Origin of the sequence: Methylococcus sp. S1M (assembly GCF_051295855.1) — a bacterium.
In the GTDB taxonomy this organism is placed as follows: domain Bacteria; phylum Pseudomonadota; class Gammaproteobacteria; order Methylococcales; family Methylococcaceae; genus Methylococcus; species Methylococcus capsulatus.
The window spans coordinates 371,916-393,061 of the sequence record NZ_JBPDXO010000002.1; the positions used below are offsets into that span (position 1 = coordinate 371,916).

General features: G+C 64.6%; 17 protein-coding genes and 2 tRNA genes. 8 read left to right on the top strand and 11 right to left on the bottom strand.

Features of this window, described 5'->3' with window-relative positions; translation table 11 throughout:
* Positions 1–206: 206 nt before the first annotated feature.
* Both ACSHWJ_RS05310 and ACSHWJ_RS05315 read right to left on the bottom strand, forming a co-directional pair.
* A complete protein-coding gene (locus ACSHWJ_RS05310; protein ID WP_017366399.1) occupies positions 207–1,382 on the bottom strand; it encodes a glycosyltransferase in 1,176 nt (391 codons plus the stop codon).
* A gap of 25 nt (positions 1,383–1,407) precedes the next feature.
* Positions 1,408–2,589: a DegT/DnrJ/EryC1/StrS family aminotransferase gene (locus tag ACSHWJ_RS05315; RefSeq protein WP_010961364.1), complete on the bottom strand. Its 1,182-nt coding sequence runs from the start codon at positions 2,587–2,589 to the stop codon at positions 1,408–1,410.
* A gap of 218 nt (positions 2,590–2,807) precedes the next feature.
* Here ACSHWJ_RS05315 and ACSHWJ_RS05320 point away from each other — a divergent pair, with 218 nt between their 5' ends.
* Positions 2,808–3,908 (top strand): glycosyltransferase, encoded by a 1,101-nt coding sequence (locus tag ACSHWJ_RS05320; RefSeq protein ID WP_017366401.1) that lies wholly within the window; start codon positions 2,808–2,810, stop codon positions 3,906–3,908.
* On the opposite strand, the gene asnB is transcribed toward ACSHWJ_RS05320, so the two are convergent.
* The 7 genes from asnB to grxC form a co-directional block, all read right to left on the bottom strand.
* Positions 3,901–5,718, bottom strand: a complete 1,818-nt coding sequence (asnB, locus tag ACSHWJ_RS05325; RefSeq protein WP_026046089.1) for an asparagine synthase (glutamine-hydrolyzing) — start codon at positions 5,716–5,718, stop codon at positions 3,901–3,903. The two genes, ACSHWJ_RS05320 and asnB, sit on opposite strands and share 8 nt — an antisense overlap.
* Positions 5,719–5,814: 96 nt before the next feature.
* Complete coding sequence (locus ACSHWJ_RS05330) at positions 5,815–6,741, bottom strand: multicopper oxidase (RefSeq protein WP_017366403.1); 927 nt, start codon at positions 6,739–6,741, stop codon at positions 5,815–5,817.
* A 4-nt stretch (positions 6,742–6,745) separates the two neighbouring features.
* Positions 6,746–8,470, bottom strand: coding sequence for a multicopper oxidase domain-containing protein (locus tag ACSHWJ_RS05335; RefSeq protein WP_036246021.1), 1,725 nt, complete (start codon positions 8,468–8,470; stop codon positions 6,746–6,748).
* A 93-nt stretch (positions 8,471–8,563) separates the two neighbouring features.
* Positions 8,564–9,154, bottom strand: coding sequence for a hypothetical protein (locus tag ACSHWJ_RS05340; protein WP_010961369.1), 591 nt, complete (start codon positions 9,152–9,154; stop codon positions 8,564–8,566).
* Between the two features lie 178 nt (positions 9,155–9,332).
* On the bottom strand, positions 9,333–12,407 hold the full coding sequence (locus ACSHWJ_RS05345) for an efflux RND transporter permease subunit (RefSeq protein WP_432539394.1): 3,075 nt from the start codon (positions 12,405–12,407) through the stop codon (positions 9,333–9,335).
* Complete coding sequence (locus ACSHWJ_RS05350) at positions 12,404–13,486, bottom strand: efflux RND transporter periplasmic adaptor subunit (protein ID WP_432539393.1); 1,083 nt, start codon at positions 13,484–13,486, stop codon at positions 12,404–12,406. The genes ACSHWJ_RS05345 and ACSHWJ_RS05350 overlap by 4 nt, the downstream gene beginning before the upstream one ends.
* A 47-nt stretch (positions 13,487–13,533) precedes the next feature.
* Positions 13,534–13,782 (bottom strand): glutaredoxin 3, encoded by a 249-nt coding sequence (grxC, locus tag ACSHWJ_RS05355; RefSeq protein WP_249385289.1) that lies wholly within the window; start codon positions 13,780–13,782, stop codon positions 13,534–13,536.
* 166 nt (positions 13,783–13,948) lie between these two features.
* On the opposite strand from grxC, the gene ACSHWJ_RS05360 reads away from it, so the two are divergent.
* On the top strand, positions 13,949–14,167 hold the full coding sequence (locus ACSHWJ_RS05360; protein ID WP_026046091.1) for a YgaP family membrane protein: 219 nt from the start codon (positions 13,949–13,951) through the stop codon (positions 14,165–14,167).
* Positions 14,168–14,169: 2 nt separating this feature from the next.
* Complete coding sequence (gene trxC, locus ACSHWJ_RS05365) at positions 14,170–14,589, top strand: thioredoxin TrxC (RefSeq protein WP_432539392.1); 420 nt, start codon at positions 14,170–14,172, stop codon at positions 14,587–14,589.
* Between the two features lie 344 nt (positions 14,590–14,933).
* Here trxC and ACSHWJ_RS05370 read toward each other — a convergent pair whose 3' ends face one another.
* Entirely contained in the window at positions 14,934–16,376 is a 1,443-nt protein-coding gene (locus ACSHWJ_RS05370; RefSeq protein ID WP_432539391.1) for an ammonium transporter, read from the bottom strand.
* A gap of 30 nt (positions 16,377–16,406) precedes the next feature.
* Entirely contained in the window at positions 16,407–16,745 is a 339-nt protein-coding gene (gene glnK, locus ACSHWJ_RS05375; RefSeq protein WP_010961376.1) for a P-II family nitrogen regulator, read from the bottom strand.
* Between the two features lie 261 nt (positions 16,746–17,006).
* Between glnK and ACSHWJ_RS05380 the strand changes: the two genes are divergently transcribed.
* From ACSHWJ_RS05380 to ACSHWJ_RS05400, 5 genes are all read left to right on the top strand, one after another.
* Entirely contained in the window at positions 17,007–17,258 is a 252-nt protein-coding gene (locus tag ACSHWJ_RS05380; protein WP_017366411.1) for an accessory factor UbiK family protein, read from the top strand.
* An 8-nt stretch (positions 17,259–17,266) separates the two neighbouring features.
* Positions 17,267–18,784: a YifB family Mg chelatase-like AAA ATPase gene (locus ACSHWJ_RS05385; RefSeq protein ID WP_432539390.1), complete on the top strand. Its 1,518-nt coding sequence runs from the start codon at positions 17,267–17,269 to the stop codon at positions 18,782–18,784.
* Positions 18,781–20,784: a DNA helicase Rep gene (gene rep / locus ACSHWJ_RS05390; RefSeq protein WP_432539389.1), complete on the top strand. Its 2,004-nt coding sequence runs from the start codon at positions 18,781–18,783 to the stop codon at positions 20,782–20,784. The genes ACSHWJ_RS05385 and rep overlap by 4 nt, the downstream gene beginning before the upstream one ends.
* A gap of 26 nt (positions 20,785–20,810) precedes the next feature.
* Positions 20,811–20,887, top strand: a tRNA-Arg gene (locus ACSHWJ_RS05395).
* A gap of 57 nt (positions 20,888–20,944) precedes the next feature.
* Positions 20,945–21,021: transfer RNA gene (locus ACSHWJ_RS05400), tRNA-Pro, on the top strand.
* Positions 21,022–21,146: the final 125 nt, after the last annotated feature.

Sequence of the window (21,146 nt, forward strand, 5' to 3'; positions counted from 1 at the left end):
GTTTCATTCGCCGACACGTTTCGGTGCCTGCTCGATCCGATTGCGGTCCGGACGCGGACCCGCCGCGAGCCGTCGACCGATGACGGGACGTGCAGCCGGTATCAAGGTTTGTCCTCGGGCTCGAAGAATGATGCCGAGCATCCCGAATCTCTCTTGACGAGGGGGGACGAGCTCCTGCGTCCCCCCGATGTCACATCCCCCGCGACTCAGTGTCCCGCACCCACCAGCTGCCGATAGATGCCGGCCAGACGCTGCCCCTGTGTCGCCGCATCGTATTCCGATTCGATGCGCCGCCTTCCCGCCGCGAGGATGCTTTCCCATTCGGGCGCCGCGGCGAGGCACTGGCGCAGGCAGTCCAGCAGGCCGTCCACGTCGCGCTCGTCGGCCAACCAGCCGGTCTCGCCGTCCAGCACGATCTCGGGGATGTCGCAATGCCGGCTGCTGACGATGGGCATCCCGCTGGCCGCCAGTTCGATGATGGCGACCGGGGCGCCGCCTTCGGTATCCCCGTCGTGGCCGGTGATGCTGGGGGAGAGGAATATGTGGCTGGCGTAGGCTTCGCGCCAGAACACCTCATGTGGCTGAAACCCCAGCATGCGCGTCACCGGTCCAAGATTCGTCCGCTCGATCACCGCCAGGATCTTCCGCTTTTCCTCCCGGCTTTCCTCCGACGCGCCAGCATCGCCGATCACCGTGATTTCCACCGGCAGCTCGCGCTTCAGCCGGGCCAGCGCTTCCAAGGCATAGGGAATGCCTTTGCGCTCGTGGAAGCTCGCGGCAATCAGCACTTTCAACGGTGCGCCCGGCGTCCAGGCCCTGGGCCGGTAGCGGATCGTCTCCACCGGTACCCCGAGATGCTGTACCCGGATGCGCTCCGGGGGGCAGCCAAGGCCGGCCAGGGCTTTGGCCATGGCATGGCCCTCGCACAGATAGAACGTCCCCTCCTCGGCGAACATCTCCCGGTAGCGCTCGCGCCAAGCCGGATTGACCGCCGGCATCCGCGACACGTCCTGGCCGTAGAAAGTCACGACATGGGGCACACCCAGACGCCGCACGGCCTTGTGCACGGTCCAGCCGTTGTTGCCGAAATGGGAGTGGACGAGGTTGGGCCGGATGCGGGCGGCGGTCTGGTCGAAAAAGCTGAATCCTTCCCGGAACCCCGCCAGGAACAGGGCACGGTGCAGCAGATAGCCGACCGGGCTTTCCCGTTTGAGGCAATGGATGTTGGGCACCTCGAACTGGTGCAGGTTCCTGACGCTGCGGCATACGACGTGGTTTTCGAACCCGGCCGGCAGGTGGCTGACCTGGCCGTACAGCCAGGTTTCGGTCAGCGGCAGCCAGACCGGCGAGTAATGGAGGACCTTGAGCGGCTTGTCTGTCATGGTTCCGAGTGTAAGAAATGGGCGATCAGCGCAGTACGATGGCGCGGACGGCGTCGATGACGTAGGCGACGTCGCTGTCGCTCAAGGCGGGCGACAGCGGCAGGCTCACGGTCTGGCGGCCGATGCGTCGGGCGTGGGGAAAGTCCTCCGGCCGCCAGCCCAGCGTCTCGCGGTAATACGGGTGCTCCGGCAGGCTGAGGTAGTGGACGCCGACCCCGACCCTGCGCGCCGTCATCGCATCCAGGAAGGCATCACGGCTCACACCGGTTTCCTTCTCGTCGATCAGCAGTGTGTACAGGTGGTAGGCGTGGCGGCAATCCGGCGCCGCCTCGGCCGGCCGGGTCACCGGCAGGTCGGCGAAGGCCTCCTGGTAGCGCGCCCATATCTCGCGGCGGCGGCGCCAGCTCTCCTCCACCCGGGCGAGCTGATGGATGCCGATCGCGGCCTGCAAATCCATCATGTTGTATTTGAATCCGCATTCGACGACCTGGTAATGCTTGAAGCCCTCGTCGCCGAAGCGCTTCCAGGCGTCCCGACTCATGCCGTGCAACGCCAGGGTCTTGACCCGGCCGATGCTGTCGGCATCCTTGCCGATCACCATGCCGCCTTCGCCGGTGACGACATTCTTGGTCACGTAGAAGCTGAAGCAGGCGAACTCACCGAAGGTGCCGGCGGGCTGGCTGCGGAATTCGGTTTCGATGGCGTGGGCGCAGTCCTCCACCACGCGCAGGCCGTGGCGGGCGGCTATTTCGCCCAGGGCGGCCATGTCGCAGGGATGGCCGGCGAAATGCACCGGCAGGATCGCCCGCGTCCGCTCGCCGACGGCAGCCCCCACCGCCGCCGGATCGAGATTCAGCGTCGCCGGATCGACGTCCGCCAGCACCGGCCTGAGTCCGGCGTGAAGTATGGCGTTGACGGTGGCACAGAACGTCAGCGGCGTGGTGATGACCTCGTCCCCCGGCTCCAGGCCCAACGCCAGGAGGCTCAGGTGCAGGGCCGCGGTGCAGGAATTCACGGCGGCGACGCGCTGTTCCGGCACGCCTTTGTAGCGGGCGAAATCCGACTCGAACCGGGCCACCCGCGGCCCCGTCCCGATCCACCCCGATTCGAGGCAGGCGACGACTTCGTCGATCTCCGCGCGGGAAATGGCGGGCGCGCCGAAAACCAGGAAATCTTCCCTGAGCGCCGGGCTGGTCTGCTTGGTCATGTGATGTGGTATCTGCTGCGGATTGGTGCCGTGACCCGGAGCCGCGAAGCCCGGTCCCCCATGCCTTGGTGTAAACTTCGGGGTTCTTTCGACGGCCTCTCGGAGAGCCACCCGATCATGCCCTGCGCGTATCGCATCCCCCCGGTTTCCCTGGCCCGAAACGGCGGGATTATAGCCGCCGCCACGGCCTTCGTCCTGTCCCAACGGGAGAACCGCCGATGAAGGTGCTGCACGTCGAAGGCGGCAGAAACCTCTACGGCGGCGCCCGCCAGGTGCTGTACCTGCTGGAAGGGCTCGAGCAGCGCGGGATCGACAACGTACTGGTCTGCCCGGCCGGCAGCGAACTCGCCCGGGAGGCCGCCGCCCATGCCGAGGTGCATGCCATTCCGATGTCCGGCGACCTCGATTTCCGCCTCATCGGCCGGCTTTACCGGATCATCGGGCGGGTCCGGCCGGACCTCGCGCACCTGCACAGCCGGATCGGGGCGGACGTCATGGGCGGCATCGCCGCGCGTCTGGCCGGCGTGCCGGTGGTTCATTCCAGGCGTCAGGACAACCCCGAGATGCGCTGGGCCGTCGCCGTGAAATACCGTCTGCATGACCGGGTGGTCGCGATTTCCGAAGGCATCGCGCGGGTACTCGCCTCGGAAGGTCTGCCGGCGGCGAAATTGCGTGTCGTGCGCAGTGCCATCGATCCGGCCCCTTTCCTCCAGCCCGGCGACCGCCCCGGGTTCCGCACCGAATTTGGCCTGCCCGAGGACTGCACGGTGATCGGCGTGATCGCCCAGCTCATCGAACGCAAGGGCCATCGCTTTCTGCTCGAAGCCCTGCCCGAACTGACCGGGCGCTATCCGGGCCTGCACGTCCTCCTGTTCGGCAAGGGCCCGCTGGAATCTTCCCTGATCGAAACCGTACGCCACCTCGGCTTGGCGGACCGCGTCCATTTCGCCGGCTTCCGGGACGATCTGCCGCGCATCCTGCCCTGCCTGGACCTGGTGGTGCATCCGGCCCTGCGCGAAGGACTGGGAATCTCACTGCTGCAGGCCGCCGCGGCCGGCGTCCCCATCGTGGCCTCGCGCGCCGGTGGGATTCCCGAAGCCGTGCGCGACGGCGACAATGGACTGCTCGTCCCACCGGGCGATGCCGCGGCCCTGGCCGCCGCCATCCGCCGCCTGCTCGACGATCGGGACCTGGCGCGGGACATGGGCCAGCGCGGCCGGGCGCTGATCGACCGTGAGTTCTCGGTCGATGGCATGGTCGAAGGGAACCTGGCAGTCTACCGGGAACTGCTGGCGGAGAAAGGTGGCCCGCTCAGCTGATCCAGTCGAGCGGGTCCTCGTCGGGCGACGGCTTGAGTCCCGGTCGATCGATAAACAGCCGGTGCCAGATCGCAAACTGCATCAGGCAGAAGATCTCCCGGCTGGCATTCCCCTTCTTGCGCTGGGCCTGGAACAGGGCGGGAAAATGACGGGTGTCGAACCATTCGCGCACCGCCGCGTTGCCCGAGAGCTTGCCTTCCAGCCGGTCCAACAGCTCGCCGCCCAGCCATTCCCGCACCGGCACGGTGAAGCCGCGCTTCTTGGTGTAGAGATGCTCCTTCGGCACGTGGCGCTCGGCCCAGCGGCGCAGGAACACCTTGGGCCGTTTGCCATCGGTCTTGAGCGCATCGGGCAAGCCCAGGCCGAATTCGACGACCCGGTGGTCGAGGAAGGGCACCCGCCCTTCCAGGCCGAAACCCATCATCATCCGGTCCACCTTGACCAGCAGACTGTCCGGCAGGTCGGTGACCAGATCGGTATACTGGCAGTGCTGCAGATGGCTCCATACCGCGGGCGCCTCGCTCCAGGCCTTGAGGTACGGAGCACGGAAATGCTTCCGCTCGGCCGCCAGCGCCGGCCCGAACAGACGCTGTGAGCGCTTCCGCCACCATTCGCTGCGGGTGCGGAAACCGCCCGTCCCCGGTGCCAGGAGATTTCTGGCCAGCCACGCCAGTCGCGGCTGACGGTAGCGCCGGTAGCCGCCGAAGACCTCGTCGCCGCCTTCGCCGGTGAACACCACCTTGAGTTCCTTCGCCGCCGCCTCGGACAGCGCCGAAGTCGGAAAGCTCGCGTAATCCCGCATCAGGTCGTCGGCGGCCCAGACCGTGTGGGGAATCCGCCGGAACAGATCCTCGCGGCGCAGGCGGATCGACGTGTGCCGGCTGCCGAACACCTGCGCGATCCGCTCGGCATCGCCCAGCTCGTCCTTCATCGCCGCATCGACGTAACCGATGGAAAAGGTCCGGACCGGCTGTGCCTGCAAGCGGCTGAGCATGGCCAGCAGGATCGCCGAATCGTTGCCCCCGGACAGAAACAGGCCATAGGGCACGTCGGAGCGGACGTGCTCCTTCATCACCTGCTCGAACATCCCCTCGAATTCGGCCTCAGCCTCCGCGAAGTCCAGCGCCCGCGACCTCACGCCGAGCGGCGTCCAGTACCGCCGCTTGCGGAGGTTCAGCTCGGCGTCTGCCTCGAGGATCTCACCCGGCCCGAGGCGCCGGATGCCGGAAAACAGGGTCTCTTCGCCGGTCGAGCAGTGCGTGTGGAGGAACTGGGAAAAGGCGCCGGCGTCGATAGTGGGCGCGTTCGGCAGCAGCGGCAGGATCGCCTTCATCTCGGACGCGAACACCAGCCGGTCGGGCAGCGCGGCGTAGAACAAGGGCTTGATCCCCAAACGGTCGCGTCCCAGCACCAGCCGCCGGCGGACGCCGTCGTACAGCGCGAATGCGAACATGCCGTGGAGACGCCCGGCGAATCCTTCCGGATCGAGCGCGTAAGCATGCAGGATGGTTTCGCTGTCGGAATGCGTGGCGAAACGGCGCCCCTCCCGCTCCAGCGCCTCGCGGAGCTCGACGTGGTTGTAGATCTCGCCGTTGGCGACGACGGCGAGCCGGCCGTCGTCGGCCAGAATGGGCTGGCGGCCGCCGCTGAGATCGATGATCGACAGGCGGGTGTGGGCCAGGCCGAATCCGCCTTCGGTGAATACCCCCTGACCGTCCGGCCCCCGATGGGCCAGGCGCTCGATCATGGGGTGGAGCCTGTCTGCCTGGACATTCCGTCCTTTCAGGACGAGCCCCGCTATTCCGCACATGTGCTGTAATCGACGAAACGGTTCGCAAGAAAAAAGGCGCCTTCCTCGAAGACGCCTTCCCCTCGCAGGGTAAGGAATCCCCCTTTATCCTGCCAGCTATTTCTTCTTGCCGCGCGAATGCATCAACCGGCTGATGAGGCCGAGCGTGATGTCGATCATGTGGCCGAGGAAGCCGCCGACCATGGCGAGCACGTCCCCGCCCGTCATGCCGCTCAGGCGCTCGCGCCCGAACCGCAGGGCGACCGGCGTTCCGAATATGCCGAGCACCATCCCCAGCACCAGGCTGCCGCTGAACCAGGAACCGGAGGGCGCCGCCGCAGTCTGGTCCGACTTCTTCACTGTGGACTCGCCGGGTTTCTCCACACCGGCAGTCGGCGGTGCCACCGCAGGCTGAACCTTGCCATCGGGAGCCGGGGTGTAATTGTCGGGAATCGCGGCATCGGTCACGCCGGGAATGGTCGGGAAGGTGCCACTGCCCTTGCCCACGATCAGTTCGCCCTTCATGCCCTTTTCCATGTGCTGGGCGATGTCGCAGTGCACCAGGTAGGTCCGGTCCTCCTTGGGCAGGATCAGGGTACCGCTGATCTTCGCGGGTCCCGTGACCTCCAGATGGAACATGCCTTTGTCATACAGATACTTGGGCAGGCCATGCATCATCCACTGGTGGCGGATGTTGTCCTCGTTGATGAAATGCACGGTGAGCCGCGTGCAGGGTTTGAAGCGCCACTCATGCTCGCTGAACCCGTACATGGTACCCGGGAACTCCTTCGCGTACTTGTGGCCTGCGCGGACGGTGATTTCCGCCTCTTCGGAGATCCTGCTGCAGCCGCCGGGCAGTTTGTCCTTGTTCTGTCCCATGACCATGCCGCCGTCCATGTCCATCAGGTGACCGTCGCCATGGTCCATGAGCCGGGTATGCTCCCTGATTTCGGCCGTCTCCGCGGCCACGGCGGCAACGCTGACGGCGAGCAGCCCGGCCGAACAAAGGTAACTCAAACGGATCGTGATCGACTTGGTATTCATGTCTCTATTTCCGTACGGCGGCGATCCACTCGGATGCGGTTTCCAGCAGCTTCGCCCGGTTGAGATAGGCGAAATAGCCGGCGATACCCAACAGGAGTCCCAGCAACAGGTTGCGGCCGGTGTTGCCCGGCGCCACCGGCTCGGCACCGGATGCGGCGGGCTTGGTGGTGGCGGCCGGCTTGACCTCCGCCTTGACGAAAGTCTCGGGATCGCCGAGGCTGGCGTCGAACACTTCCTGCCAGGGCGAGATCTTCCGCTCCCAGTATTTCTTGGTGAAATACTGGGCCAGACTCATGCCGTGGGCATGCGGCGTACCGTTCTCGTCGAGGTATTGCTTGTAGGCGATCAGACTGATGCTGCCGCCCTCGCCCATGCCATCGGTCGTGAACGCCCTTTCGACGTGGTCATGGAACATCCACAGGCCGGGGCCGAAGCTGCGCAGGCCGTCATCGACGGTTTCCAGCTCGAGGTCCAGGCGCTGCGCCGGAGAAAGGGTATAGACGTCACGCCGGATACGTGCCTCGGGCCGCTGCTCGACGCCGTCATAATGCGTCTCCACCGCCTTGTGGCCATGGGTATGCAGCGAGATGACCTCGGTGTGACCGTTGAGCACCCGTAGCTTGATCTTCTGGTTGGGTTCGACCACCACCAGGGATTCCCGGAGGGTATACGGGAAGGCGCGGCCGTTGAGGAGGTAATAGTCGTCGGTCGCGTCGGTGATGTCGTAGTCCTGGTTGATGGCGCGGGCGATCAGGCGGGGGTCGTTGAACGACTGCGGCAGCTTGTGCAGTTCCTTGTCGACCGACTGATAATGCAGGTCGTACTCGGCATCATACTTTTCCGCCACTGCCTTGGAGGGGTGCCTGACCTGACCGGCACCGACGTTGAAAACCTGCACCCAGTTGTTCGGCCGGTTTTCCTCGACGATGAACATGCCCGCCAGCCCCAGCGGAATGTGCGTATGCGGCTGGACATGGCAGTGGTAATACATGGTGCCGGCCTGGCGCGGCTTGATCACATAGGTTTTGCTCTGACCCGGCATCACGTCCATTGCGCTGGTCTGTCCGACGCCGTCGTTACCCTCGCCGCTGAAATCCATGAAGGGATGATCCACCCCATGCAGGTGGATCGAATGCGGGAAGTAATGGGTGTTTTCCAGCACCAGCCAGACGACGTCTCCCTGTTCCACACGAATGACCGGCGCCGGCATTCGGAGCATGGGATTGGCCTCGGCGCTGGCGAAACTGCGGGTGGACATGTCGCGGGTCTTGGGCGCGAACACCCAGAATGCCGGCTGAATGCCCGGCGCGATGTCGTAGGTCGGCACGACTCCGGCAAAGTCCGGGGAATGGCCGTTCAGCTCCATGACTTCCAGCTTGATGATGTAATGGTCCGGGTCGCCGTCGTTGTCCATGTCGTTCGACAGGATGAGGGCGTCGGCGGCCAGGTTGGTATCCATCAGCGTCTGCATGGAAACGTTGTTCGTGCCCTTCACGAACGCTGCGATTTCGGCGGGGCTGTCTGGATTGCACAGCCTGGACTCCCGGATTTCCACACCTTCCAGCACCTGGGCCTTGCGCCACTCCGCCGGCGCTCCGCTGTTGCAGAACGGCTCGACTTCACCGAGCTCGACCTTCTTGGTTGCGGGTAGGGCGGTCACGGCCGGCGCACCTACGGACCAGGCCAGAAAGGCAGACCCCAGCGCTGCCGACAAAGAGCGTTTGATCATGATCATGGTAACCAGGGCACGGTGACTGAGAAATGCGAAAACACGCCGGAAGCGCCCATCACCCGGCCAGGCGGGCGATGGGCCGGTGTACCTTCAGGTTTTCTTCTTGATCAGCAGCAGCGAATCCACGACTTTCTTGAAGCCTGCATTCGAGAGATAGAGGATGTAACCGAGCGCGATGACGATCACCAGGATGATGATCCAGGTGGAGCCGGAAACACTGGTCTGATTGACGCCGACCTTGAAAGGAATGTGCGCATCGATCTTCTGGCCTTCGTTCACCAGCGTCACGTGCGCCAGGTAGTCGGAGGGCTCGGTGAAGTTGATGGTGGCGTTCACGGTGCCCGTGGGATACGCGGCAGGCGCCTGGTAGAACACGCGGCTGCCCTCGGGCTCCTTGGTGATTTCGAACTCGACGGTCATGTTGCGGAGCGCCTTGCCTTCATAGTCGAAGACCAGGGTGGTCGATCCGGTTTCCGGAATCTTGTCGCAGTATTCGGTGGTGCCGGTGAGCTGCGGCTGATAAGCGGTGAAATGGACCCAGAAACCGCCCACCGGGATGCGGCAGGAGTCGACGTCGACGCCGGAACCACCACCATGTGCCCACAGGGTCGCAGGAATCAGGGCGCCAAGACCCAGAATCGCAGCCAGCAGGCCGCACTTAAGAAATTTCGTTCTTATCATTGGAGACGTCCCTCACTGAATGTAGTGATTTATTCTAATAATTGCCGGAGCCCGCACTCGTTAAGCCCCGCGAGCGCACCGCATCCGTGACGGAAGCAGCGGCATGGCATTGCGCGCGGGCAGACTAACATAGACAACCCTTGAATTAAAGGCCGCCCGGCGGAGGCGCGGTATCACTCTAGACCACGCCGGCCGCCCTTTCGTTCCCTTCGTCCAGCGTCCTCGGAGGCCTGGCCAGCAGGGTATATACGGCCGGAATGACGAACACCGTGAATACGGTCCCGATGAGCAGTCCACCGACGATGACCCAGCCGATCTGCTGCCGGCTCTCGGCCCCGGCGCCCGACGACAAGGCCAGCGGCAGGGCACCCAGAATCATGGTCAGCGAGGTCATCAGGATCGGCCGGAAGCGCAGCACGGAGGCTTCGACCACAGCCTCCACGAGACCGCGCCCCGCCCGTTGGAGCTGGTTGGCAAACTCCACGATCAGAATGCCGTTCTTGGTCACCAGGCCGATCAGCATGATCATGCCGATCTGGCTATAGACATTGAGGGTGCCACCGGTCCATTTCAGTGAAAGCAGCGCACCGGTCACGGCCAGTGGCACAGTGAGCATGATGATGAACGGATCGGAGAAGCTCTCGAACTGCGCCGCGAGCACCAGATAAATGAACAGCAGCGCGAACACGAAGGTGAGGTAGAGCGTGCGACTGGATTCGACGAACTCGCGCGACTGGCCATCGAGATCGGTCTTGAAATCGGCCGGCAGAATCTCCTTCGCCGCTGCACCGAGGTAGGACAGGGCCTCACCCAATGTGAAGCCGGGGGTGACGCTGGCAGACAGCACCGCCGAACGCAGCCGGTTGAAATGGTTGAGTTCCTTGGCCGCGCCTTTTTCCCGGGTCTCGACCAGATTGGCGAGCTGGACCAGCCGGCCGCCGGCACCGCGCAGGTAGATCGAGCCCACGTCGTTCACGGTCATCCGCTCGGCATCCTCCAGTTCGACGATCACGTCGTACTGTTCACCGCCCTTCTTGAAACGCGTCACCTGACGCCCGCCCAGCAGCGTCTGCAGCGTCCGGCCGATCTCGTCGACGTCGACCCCGACGTCAGCGGCCTTTTCCCGGTTCACCTGCACACTGATCTGCGGCTTATCGAGTTTGAGGTCGGTATCGGCGTTGACCAAGCCGGCGTACTGCCGGGCCCGGTCGACCAATTGCGCCGCCACACCATCGAGCTTTTCGTAGGTCGGCCCCTGGATCACGAACTGCACGGGCGGGCTGCGGAAGCTCTGCCCCAGGGAAGGAGGATTGATGGCGAAAGCCATCACCCCCGGCAAGGCCATCAGCTTCGGCAACAAGGTCGCCGCGATCTCCTGCTGCGAGCGGTGGCGCTGCTGCCATGGCTTCAGGCGCACGAAACCGATCGCGGAATTCACCGGGTTGGGCCGGTCCAACCCCGGCGCCACCACCATGAAATAACTCCGGACTTCCGGGATCGGCTGGACCATAGCCTCGACTTCGCGGGCATAACGGTCGGTGTACTCCACGGTCGCACCTTCGGGGGCCGCGATCATGATGATGATGTTGCCGCGGTCCTCCAGCGGCGACAGTTCCGCGTTGAGCGCACGGAACAGCCCTACCGCGCCGACGGCTATACCCAGCATCACCCCGATCACGGCCCACCGGTGCCGCAAGGCGGCCTCGAGCCCCTTTCGGTAGAGCGCCGTGAAACCGGAGGCCTGGCCGCTTTCGGCCCGCCCCGTCCTGACGGTAGCGCCCGGCTTCAACAGGCGTGAGCACATCATCGGGGTCAGCGTCAGCGCCACGAAGCCGGAGACCAGCACTGCGCAGGACACCGCCAGAGCGAATTCAGAGAACAGCCGGCCGGTATTGCCGCTCATGAACGCCAGCGGCGCGAAGACCGAAGCCAGCGTCAACGTCATGGCAACCACCGCGAAGGCGATTTCCCGGCTGCCCTCGACCGCCGCCCTCAAAGGGGGTGCACCGCCTTCGATGCGCCGGTAGATGTTCTCCATCATCACGATGGCGTCATCCACCACCAGGCCGATGGCGAGCACCAACGCCAGCAGGGTCAGAATGTTGACCGAAAACCCCAGCGCATAAATGAAGATGAAGGCGCCGATCAGAGAGACCGGGATGGTCACGAACGGGATGAGGGTAGCGCGCGCCGAACGCAGAAACGACCAGGTAACCAGCGTGACCAACCCCAGGGACTCGGCCAGGGTCTTGTAGACGGAATGGATGGACTCGTCGATGAACTGGGAGGTGTCGAAGGACACTTCCAGCTTCATCCCGTCCGGCAGGGTTTGCAGGATTTTCGGCAGCTCCGCCCGCACCGACCGGGCCACCTCCAGGGTGTTGGCCGTGGCCTGCTTGACCACCCCCAGCGCCACCGCCGGATTGCCGTTTACCCGCACGATGTTGCGCTCATCCGCCGCCCCCAGCTCGGCCCGACCGATGTCCGACAGCCGCACCAGAAAACCGTTCACCTCCCGCACGATCAGAGCGTTGAATTCTTCGACCGTTTTCAGGTCGGTCTCGCTGAATACGGTGAACTCGCGCTGTGCACTTTCGATGCGTCCGCCTGGCAGTTCGACGTTGCGCTTCTGCAGCGCAGCCTCGACATCCTGCACCGTCACCCCGTGGGCAGCCATCCGCTCGCGGTTGAGCCACAGCCGCATCGCATAGCGGCGTTCACCGCCGATGATCACACTGGCGACGCCCGGCAGAGTCTGCAGCCGGTCCTGCACGTAACGATCGGCGAAATCGGTGATTTCCAGGGGACTGTGGCGATCGCTGGAAAAAGCAAGCCACAGGATGGGCTGGGCGTCGGCTTCGATCTTGCTGATGACGGGTTCATCCATCTCGCGCGGCAGCCGGGCCCTGACCCGCGACACCCGGTCGCGCACATCGGCCGCCGCCGAATCCTGGTCGCGGCTGACGTTGAACTCGAGGGTGATCTGGCTGACTTCTTCGCGGCTGACCGACTTCATGGTCCGGATGCCTTCGATGCCGGACAGCGAGTCCTCCAGCGGCCGCGTCACCTGGCTCTCGATCACCTCCGAACTGGCGCCCTTGTAGACGCTGCGGACCGAGACTACGGGTGCATCGATGTTGGGATACTCCCGCACCGGCAGGCGCTGGAAACACATCAGCCCGACCAGCACCAAAGCGAGGCTCATCACCGTCGCCAGCACCGGCCGGCGGATGGAAATGTCGCTCAGTGTCATGGGGCGGGCGGATTTTCCTTCGCTTCGAGAACCGCGACCGGGGCCCCGTCGCGAAGCTTGACCTGGCCTTCGGTCACGACGCTGTCACCCTCGGCGAGCCCCTGCACGATTTCGACCTTGCCCTTGTAGCGCGCGCCAATCGCCACCGGAGTCGCGACCGCCTTGCCGGCTACCACCCGGAACACCGACGCGGAGCTGCCCTTCACCACCAGGGCGGACTCCGGCACGAAAAGCGCCCTGCGCGCCGCGCCCAGTGCCAGATGGATACGCGCGAACATACCCGGACGCAGTGCCCGATCGGGGTTCGGCAGCCGCGCCCTCACCCTCAGGGCGCGGCTTTCCTCCTCGAGACGCGGGTCCACGGCGTAGACCTGGCCGGAAAAAACCCGCCCGGGATAAGCCGCCACCTCGGCAGTCAGGGCGAGCCCCCTCGTCACGGTACCGGCATACTTCTCCGGCACCTTGAAATCCAGCTTGACCGGGTCCAGGGCCTCCAGGTTGACCAGCGCCTTGCCCTTGTCTACGTATTCCCCGACGCTGACCTGCCGGATACCGACGATGCCGTCGAACGGCGCGCGCAGCACGGTCTTCTGCAGCAGCACCCGGTCCCGCTCCACCAGGGCATTCGAATACTTGAGCTTGGACACGGCCTCGTCGTACTGCTGGGCACTGACATGGGCGCGCTCACGCATCGCCTTCATGCGCGCGAAGTTGGCCTGGTCCAGCTCCTGCTGGGCCAGACTCTGGGCCAAGGCCGCCCGGTATTCGTCCTGCTCGAGCTCGATCAGCACCTCGCCCGCCCTGACCGGTTTACCCTCGGTGAACCGGATCGCTTTGACCCGTCCCGGGACCTCCGGGCGGATCACGACCGACTCGTCAGCCAAGAGGGTACCGACGGCGTCGATGGCATCGTCGACGGACTCAGCCCAGACCCGCGCCACGAACACCGGGACCGACGGCGGCACCCGCACGTCGGCGGGCGGCACCGCTGCCGGCGGCGTCGCGGTATGTCGCCACCATCCGGCGATGGCAGCCAGCGAAGCGGCCAGGACCAGAACGCCGAAACTTTTGTTGGACATGGGGGGGCGCCCCTCGAACCGGTGGCAAATGAAGCGGAAAGGAAATGTCAGGCCGGTCCGGACAGCAGCTCGCCCAGCTCGCCGGTGCGCTCCAGCGCAGCCAAATCGTCGAACCCGCCCACGTGCCTGTCACCGATGAAAATCTGCGGCACGGTGCGGCGGTGGGTGATCGTCATCATTTCCTGGAGTCTGGCGGGATCCAGGTCGACCCGGATCTTTTCGATCTCCACGACCCCCTTGGACTTCAACAGCCGCTCGGCCGCCGAGCAGAAAGGACACATGGCTGTGCTGTACATGCGGACTGGGAGCATAATCGTCGCATCGGCTCTATGGCGGGAAGGGTTTCCGAGTTTAACACGCGCCCCGGGCCGGAGACGCCTCCCGATCGTTCAGCGGTCCCTCTTTACAAATCCATGTTTCGTGAGAATATTAGAATTTACTGGAATGACCTGGGTGAATACCATGACTACTGAGCGCTGGGTACGTATCGTCGCCGGCTTTTTCATCCTGCTCTCCCTGTCCCTCGGCGTGGAAGCCAGCCCCCTCTTCGTCAACGCCAACTGGCTCTGGTTCACCGCCTTCGTCGGTGCCAACCTGTTCCAGAGCGGCTTTACCCGCTTCTGTCCGCTGGAAAGCATCTTGCGGAAACTGGGCGTGAAAAGCGCCTGCGGCACGGAATAGCCATGCAACTGGTCTGCCCGGCCTGCCTCACCCGCAACCGCGTGCCTGCCGACCGGCTCGGCGAGCAGCCCAAATGCGGCCGCTGCTCCACGCCGCTGTTGAGCGGCCATCCGGTCGAACTCGACGACGGCCGCTTCGATACTTACACCCGTCACTCCGATCTGCCGGTGCTGGTGGATTTCTGGGCGACTTGGTGCGGACCCTGCCGATCCCTCGCACCGATCGTGGCCCAGGCGGCGAACGCCCTCAATGGCAGGATCCTGGTCGCCAAGCTGGACGTCGACCGGGCCCCTGCCACGGCTCAGCGTTTCAACATCCGCAGCGTCCCGACCCTGGTGCTGTTCCGGCACGGCCAGGAAACGCGCCGAATCAGCGGAGCGCTCGGCTTCGGCCCCTTGATGGATTGGCTGCAACGCGGTTGATGCAGCGGAAAGAGCGACCCGGCAAATTGCCGGGCCCCCTGCCCGATGGCATCGATACCCCGGTCCGTTTGATCCCGATCGCTTTCTGGCCGCCCAGGCCAAGGACTAGGCGAATGCGATCGCCGAACCTCGCGCGGGCCGCAAGCGAACGCATGGGATAAAGTTCTTCGGCGGAAAACCGGACGACAGAAAGCCTGACCATCCGCGCGGAGATGACCTCCGGCAGATGAGATTGGAGACGGGGCCGTGATCGACGCCGAGGATCCGGCCCGAACCTCCAGCTCATGCCCCTGGCAGGGCATCTTCCAATACCCTGCCAGGGAACCAGGGAAAGAAACCCGGCGTCAGGGGTGATAGGCGGTTTCGCCGTGCTCACGGATGTCCAATCCCTCACGCTCGGTCTCTTCGGAAACCCGGAGGCCGACGAGCAGATCGACGATCTTGTAGGCGATCAGGGAGACCACGCCGCTCCAGACGATGGTGACGCCCACACCCCAGCACTGGCTGATGACCTGGCTCACCATGTCGTATTCGGCGACGGCGTTGGCCACATAGTCGTAGACCCCGGCACCGCCGAGGGCGGGAGAGGCGAAGATGCCGGTGCCCAGCGCGCCGATGATACCGCCCACGCCGTGGACACCGAACACGTCGAGCGAGTCGTCATAGCCCAGCGCATTCTTGAGGGTGGTCACGGACCAGAAGCACACCGCGCCGGCCGCCAAACCCAGCACGATCGAACCCATCGGACCGATGAACCCGCAGGCCGGCGTGATGGCCACCAGGCCGGCGACCGCACCCGAAGCACCGCCCAGCATGCTGGGCTTGCCGCGCGCGATCCATTCGACGGCCGACCACGCCAGCGTCGCGGCGGCGGTGGCCAGCATGGTGTTGACGAAGGCCAAAGCCGCGGTGCCGGTGGCCTCCAGGTTGGAACCGGCGTTGAAGCCAAACCAACCGACCCAAAGGAGCGAGGCGCCGATCATGGTCATAGGAACGCTGTGCGGCGCCATCGACTCCTTCTTGTAGCCGATGCGTTTACCCACCAGCAGACAGCCTACCAGGCCGGCGATGCCCGCATTGATGTGAACCACGGTGCCGCCGGCGAAATCCAGCGCACCCTTTTGAAACAGGAAGCCGGCGGTAGCGGTCGCCTTTTCGCCCGCCGCGGCATCGGTATAGGCGTCGGGGCCGGCCCAGTACCACACCATGTGGGCGATCGGCAGATAGGAGAAGGTGAACCACAACACCATGAACAGCAGCACCGCGCTGAACTTCATGCGCTCGGCAAAGGCACCGACGATCAGGGCCGGCGTGATGCAGGCGAAGGTCAACTGGAACGCGACGTAGATCAGTTCGGGGATCACCACACCCTTGCTGAAGGTGGCGGCGGTCGAATCGGGCGTCACGCCGGCGAGGAAGGCCTTGTCCAGACTGCCGAAGAAGACGCCCCCTTCGGTAAACGCGATGCTGTAACCGTAGACGGCCCAGAGTACGGCCATCAGCGAAAAGATCACGAAGACCTGCATCAGCACAGACAGCATGTTCTTGGCGCGGACCATGCCGCCGTAGAACAACGCCAGCCCCGGAATGACCATCAGGGTCACCAGCACCGTGGCGACGATCATCCAGGCCGTGTCACCCTTGTCCGGGGTCGGAACGGCGGGGGTAGCGGCCTGCTGCACCGTCTCGACCACGGTCTCGACGATCTCGGTGGCGCCTTCGGCCTGCGCGGCGGCACTGAAACCGAGACACGCCAGAGTCACCAGGGAAGTCGGAATGTTTTTCATATGAAGGGTCTCCATCGTCCGTTGTCGTTGTCACAGGGCATCCGGACCGGTCTCGCCGGTGCGAATCCGGACGACTTGTTCGAGATCGGCCACGAAAATCTTGCCATCGCCGATCTTGCCGGTATTGGCCGTCTTGGTGATCGCATCGATCACCGCCTCGAGCTGGTCGTCGGTGATCGCCACCTCGAGCTTCACCTTGGGCAGAAAATCCACGACGTACTCCGCGCCACGGTATAATTCGGTATGCCCTTTCTGTCTCCCGAACCCCTTGACTTCAGTGACCGTGATGCCGGTGATGCCGACCTCGGACAGGGCTTCCCTGACGTCGTCAAGCTTGAAAGGCTTGAGTATTGCGGTAACGAATTTCATGCAGGTCTCCTTGGTTGAAGTATTACGCGGTCGGCCTCACGTCTCCTTTGCACGGCGAATCAGGCGCGATCCGATGGCTCCACTGGATGAAAAGCATGAGCCATGCCACGGGAGATAAAAGAGCAGCCAAGAGCCAAACAAACCCTGGCCCCCAAACAAATTGCACCTTTGTTGTCAAACGACCGCAACATTACGCACCAATTTAAGGCGCGCCGGCGCACATCCGGCACTTACCCATTCCGAACCTCCAGACGGACCGCCATGATCGACAAGACCACTCTCGACGAACTTTCCAGACGCCTCGCCGACGCCGTACCCACCGGGCTGCTCGGCGTCCGCGACGAGCTGGAAAAAAATTTCAACGCCGTGCTGCAGGGCACGCTCAGCCGCCTCAACCTGGTGAGCCGGGAAGAGTTCGATGTGCAACGCGCGGTGCTGGAACGGGCCCGCACCCGCCTGGTGGAACTCGAAGCCCGCCTCTCCGAACTGGAAAAACGACTGCCTCCCGCCTGAAGCCGGACATGGCGCTCGCGATCGTCCACAGCCGGGCCTGCCAGGGCATCGACGCACCGGAGGTGACGGTGGAAGTCCACATCGCTCCGGGGCTGCCCAATCTCACCATCGTGGGACTGCCGGAAACCGCGGTGCGCGAGAGCAAGGACCGGGTGCGCAGCGCTCTCGTCACCACCGGCTTCGAATTTCCCGCCCAACGCATCACCGTCAATCTGGCCCCGGCCGACCTGCCCAAGGAAGGCGGCCGTTTCGACCTGCCCATCGCCCTCGGCATACTGGCCGCTTCCAAGCAGATCCGTACCGAGCATCTGCTGGCGCTGGAGTGTGTCGGCGAGCTGGCGCTTACCGGTGAACTGCGTCCGGTCCCCGGAGCCTTGCCCGTCGCCCTCCAGTCGCGCCGTGCCGAGCGCAGCCTGATCGTACCCTGGGACAATGCCGGCGAAGCGGCGCTGGTCTCCGGCGCCTGCGTGCTCCCGGCGCGCCATCTGCTGGACGTGTGCGCCCATCTGGACGGCAGCCGCCCGCTCGCCGCCGCCGAACCGTGCGCCGAAGCGTCTCAGGCAAGCGAGGAATTCCCCGATCTCGCCGAAGTCCGCGGCCAGTTCCAGGCCAAGCGCGCCCTGGAGATCGCCGCCGCCGGCCGCCACAACCTGCTGATGCTGGGGCCGCCGGGCACCGGCAAATCCATGCTGGCCTCGCGCATGCCCGGCATCCTGCCCGACCTGACCGAGACGGAAGCATTGGAAACCGCGGCGGTCGCCTCGGTCAGCGGGATGCCCTTCGACCCGGCAGTTTGGCGCCGACCGCCGTACCGCGCCCCTCATCACACTGCCTCCGCACCGGCGCTGGTAGGCGGCGGGAGCAGTCCCAAACCCGGGGAGATTTCGCTGGCCCATAACGGCGTGCTGTTCCTGGACGAGTTGCCGGAATTCGACCGGCGGGTGCTGGAGGTCCTGCGCGAACCCCTGGAGAGCGGCACCATCACCATTTCCCGCGCCACCCAACGGCTGGATTTCCCCGCCCGTTTCCAGCTCGTCGCCGCGATGAATCCCTGCCCCTGCGGCTATCTGGGCGATGCCTCCGGGCGCTGCCATTGCTCGGCCGAACAGGTGGCCCGCTACCGTGCACGCATCTCCGGACCTCTCCTGGACCGGATCGACATCCACATCGACGTGCCCCGCCAGGACCCGGCCACACTTATGGACGGCGCGGCCCCGAGCGAGGAGACCAGCGCTCAGGTCCGATCCCGCGTGACTGCCGCCCGCGAGCGGGCGCTCCGGCGCAGCGGCCAGCCCAACGCACTGCTCACACCGCGTCAGATCGAGCGCCATTGCGCCCCCGACAGTGCGGGACGCGCCTTGTTGGAACGGGCCATGACACGGCTGAATCTGTCGCACCGCGCCTACCATCGCATTTTGAAGCTGGCCCGCACCATCGCCGATCTGGACGGCAGCGAGGCAATCACAGCCACCCACATCGGAGAAGCCATCGGCTACCGGCGTCTCGACCGCTCCGCGACCCGATGAACGGTCTCAACCCCCAGCAACACGCGGCGGTCACCACCCTGGACTGTCCGCTGCTCGTGATCGCCGGCGCCGGCAGCGGCAAAACCCGCGTCATCACCGAAAAGATCGCCTACCTGATCCGGCAGGGCACACCGGCCCGCCATATCGTCGCCGTCACTTTCACCAACAAGGCCGCGCGCGAGATGAAAAGCCGGGTCGGCAAGCTGGCCGACGACAAGTCACTGCGGGGTCTCACGGTCTCCACCTTCCATGCTCTGGGACTGGAGATCGTCCGGCGTGAACACAAGGCGCTGGAACTCAAGTCCGCCATTTCCATCTTCGATGAGCAGGACCGGCAGGCTTTGCTGCGGGAACTGATCCGCCACGGCGACCACCGCTTCGACCCGGAGCAAGCCGACGCCTACGCCGCGCGCATCTCGCGCTGGAAAAACCGCTTCATCACCCCCGACCGTGCCCGCTCGCTCGACGAGTCCGATGCGGCCGGGATCGCCGCCCTGTACGAAGCCTACATGCACCACATGAACGCTTACAACGCCGTCGATTTCGATGACCTGATCCTGCTGCCGGTGATGCTGTTCCAGCGGCACCCGGAGGTACTGGACAAATGGCGCAACCAGATCCGCTACCTGCTGGTCGACGAATACCAGGACACCAACCAGACCCAGTACGAACTCATCAAGCTGCTCACCGGCACCTTGGGCAAGTTCACCGTGGTCGGCGACGACGACCAGTCCATCTATGCCTGGCGCGGTGCCCAGCCGGAAAACCTGGCCCAGCTCCGCAACGACTTCCCCCGCCTCAAGGTCATCAAGCTCGAACAGAATTACCGCTCCATGGGACGCATCCTCAAGGCCGCCAACCAGCTGATCGGCAACAATCCGCACATTTTCGAAAAGAAACTGTGGAGCGCCATGGGCCAAGGCGACCCGATCCGGGTGCTCAGGCACCGCGACGAAATCGCCGAAGCACGCCAGATCGCCGCCGATATCGTGCATCACAAATTCCGCCACAACACCCGCTTCGCCGACTACGCCATTCTCTACCGCGGCAACCACCAGTCGCGGCTGTTCGAGCGCGCGCTGCGGGAATTCAGCGTGCCGTATCACATCAGCGGCGGCACGTCCTTCTTCGGCTACACGGAGGTCAAGGACGTCATGGCCTACCTGCGCCTGCTGGTGAATCCGGACGACGACGCCGCCTTCCTGCGCATCGTCAACGTCCCGCGCCGCGAGATCGGCCCCACCACTCTGGAAAAACTCGGCCAGTACGCCAACCGCCGTCATATCAGCCTGTACGCCGCCTGCTTCGAACTGGGCCTGGAACAATCCCTTCCGGCCAACGCCGTCCAGCGCCTGCGCCGCTTCGGGGAGCACATCGCCGATACCGCCGACCGCACCGCACGCGGAGACGCCTTCGAGATCATCGACGATTTTCTCGGCACGATCGGTTACGAAAACTGGGTGCGGGAAAACAGCAGCGACGCCAAGGCCGCCGAGCGCAAATTCGGCAACGTGCGCGAACTGCTCGACTGGCTCCGGCGCATCGCCGAGAAAGACGGCGAAAACCGCAGCCTGGCCGAAACCGTGGCCAAGGCCACGCTGCTCGACGTACTGGACCGCAACCAGGAAGACGACACCGGCGACCGGGTCAGCCTCATGACCCTGCACGCCGCCAAGGGGCTAGAATTTCCCTATGTCTACCTGGTCGGCATGGAGGAAAATCTCCTCCCCCACCAAACCAGCATCGACGAGGACAACATCGAAGAAGAGCGCCGCCTCGCCTACGTCGGCATCACCCGCGCCCGCCGCGACCTCACCCTGAGCTACTGCAGCCACCGGAAGCGTTACGGCGAAATGATCGGCTGCGAGCCCAGCCGCTTTCTCGCCGAACTGCCGCAGGAAGACCTCGAATGGCCCGACCGCCAGCCGCTCGATCCCGAAACCAAGCGCGAACGCGGCCGCGCCTCACTGGCGCAGCTGCGGAATTTGTTAAGCGACTGATGATCTTGTATAATGGTCCGCTCAGCGCGCCCGTAGCTCAGTTGGATAGAGCGTTGGCCTCCGGAGCCAAAGGTCGGACGTTCGAGTCGTCTCGGGCGCGCCATTTTGAGACTGAACGAATGCCCAGCCAGGGGACATTCGCAGCAAATGCAGTAAATCTCGGGGCGTAGCGCAGCCTGGTAGCGCACCTGTATGGGGTGCAGGTGGTCGGAGGTTCGAATCCTCTCGCCCCGACCAATTCCCAAAATCAAGAAAGCGGCTTGGGTGATTTCACCTGCCGCTTTTTTTATTGCCCGCGTGACCAAATCGTGAGATCCCATCGAGCTCGTTCACCGCCACGCGGACATTTCCTTGAGTGACCT

Bases quoted from the DNA above. Each gene is read 5' to 3' on its own strand.
- ACSHWJ_RS05310 (WP_017366399.1), bottom strand. From the start codon at position 1,382: ATGACAGACAAGCCGCTCAAGGTCCTCCATTACTCGCCGGTCTGGCTG.
- ACSHWJ_RS05315 (WP_010961364.1), bottom strand. From the start codon at position 2,589: ATGACCAAGCAGACCAGCCCGGCGCTCAGGGAAGATTTCCTGGTTTTC.
- ACSHWJ_RS05320 (WP_017366401.1), top strand. From the start codon at position 2,808: ATGAAGGTGCTGCACGTCGAAGGCGGCAGAAACCTCTACGGCGGCGCC.
- asnB (WP_026046089.1), bottom strand. From the start codon at position 5,718: ATGTGCGGAATAGCGGGGCTCGTCCTGAAAGGACGGAATGTCCAGGCA.
- ACSHWJ_RS05330 (WP_017366403.1), bottom strand. From the start codon at position 6,741: ATGAATACCAAGTCGATCACGATCCGTTTGAGTTACCTTTGTTCGGCC.
- ACSHWJ_RS05335 (WP_036246021.1), bottom strand. From the start codon at position 8,470: ATGATCAAACGCTCTTTGTCGGCAGCGCTGGGGTCTGCCTTTCTGGCC.
- ACSHWJ_RS05340 (WP_010961369.1), bottom strand. From the start codon at position 9,154: ATGATAAGAACGAAATTTCTTAAGTGCGGCCTGCTGGCTGCGATTCTG.
- ACSHWJ_RS05345 (WP_432539394.1), bottom strand. From the start codon at position 12,407: ATGACACTGAGCGACATTTCCATCCGCCGGCCGGTGCTGGCGACGGTG.
- ACSHWJ_RS05350 (WP_432539393.1), bottom strand. From the start codon at position 13,486: ATGTCCAACAAAAGTTTCGGCGTTCTGGTCCTGGCCGCTTCGCTGGCT.
- grxC (WP_249385289.1), bottom strand. From the start codon at position 13,782: ATGTACAGCACAGCCATGTGTCCTTTCTGCTCGGCGGCCGAGCGGCTG.
- ACSHWJ_RS05360 (WP_026046091.1), top strand. From the start codon at position 13,949: ATGACTACTGAGCGCTGGGTACGTATCGTCGCCGGCTTTTTCATCCTG.
- trxC (WP_432539392.1), top strand. From the start codon at position 14,170: ATGCAACTGGTCTGCCCGGCCTGCCTCACCCGCAACCGCGTGCCTGCC.
- ACSHWJ_RS05370 (WP_432539391.1), bottom strand. From the start codon at position 16,376: ATGAAAAACATTCCGACTTCCCTGGTGACTCTGGCGTGTCTCGGTTTC.
- glnK (WP_010961376.1), bottom strand. From the start codon at position 16,745: ATGAAATTCGTTACCGCAATACTCAAGCCTTTCAAGCTTGACGACGTC.
- ACSHWJ_RS05380 (WP_017366411.1), top strand. From the start codon at position 17,007: ATGATCGACAAGACCACTCTCGACGAACTTTCCAGACGCCTCGCCGAC.
- ACSHWJ_RS05385 (WP_432539390.1), top strand. From the start codon at position 17,267: ATGGCGCTCGCGATCGTCCACAGCCGGGCCTGCCAGGGCATCGACGCA.
- rep (WP_432539389.1), top strand. From the start codon at position 18,781: ATGAACGGTCTCAACCCCCAGCAACACGCGGCGGTCACCACCCTGGAC.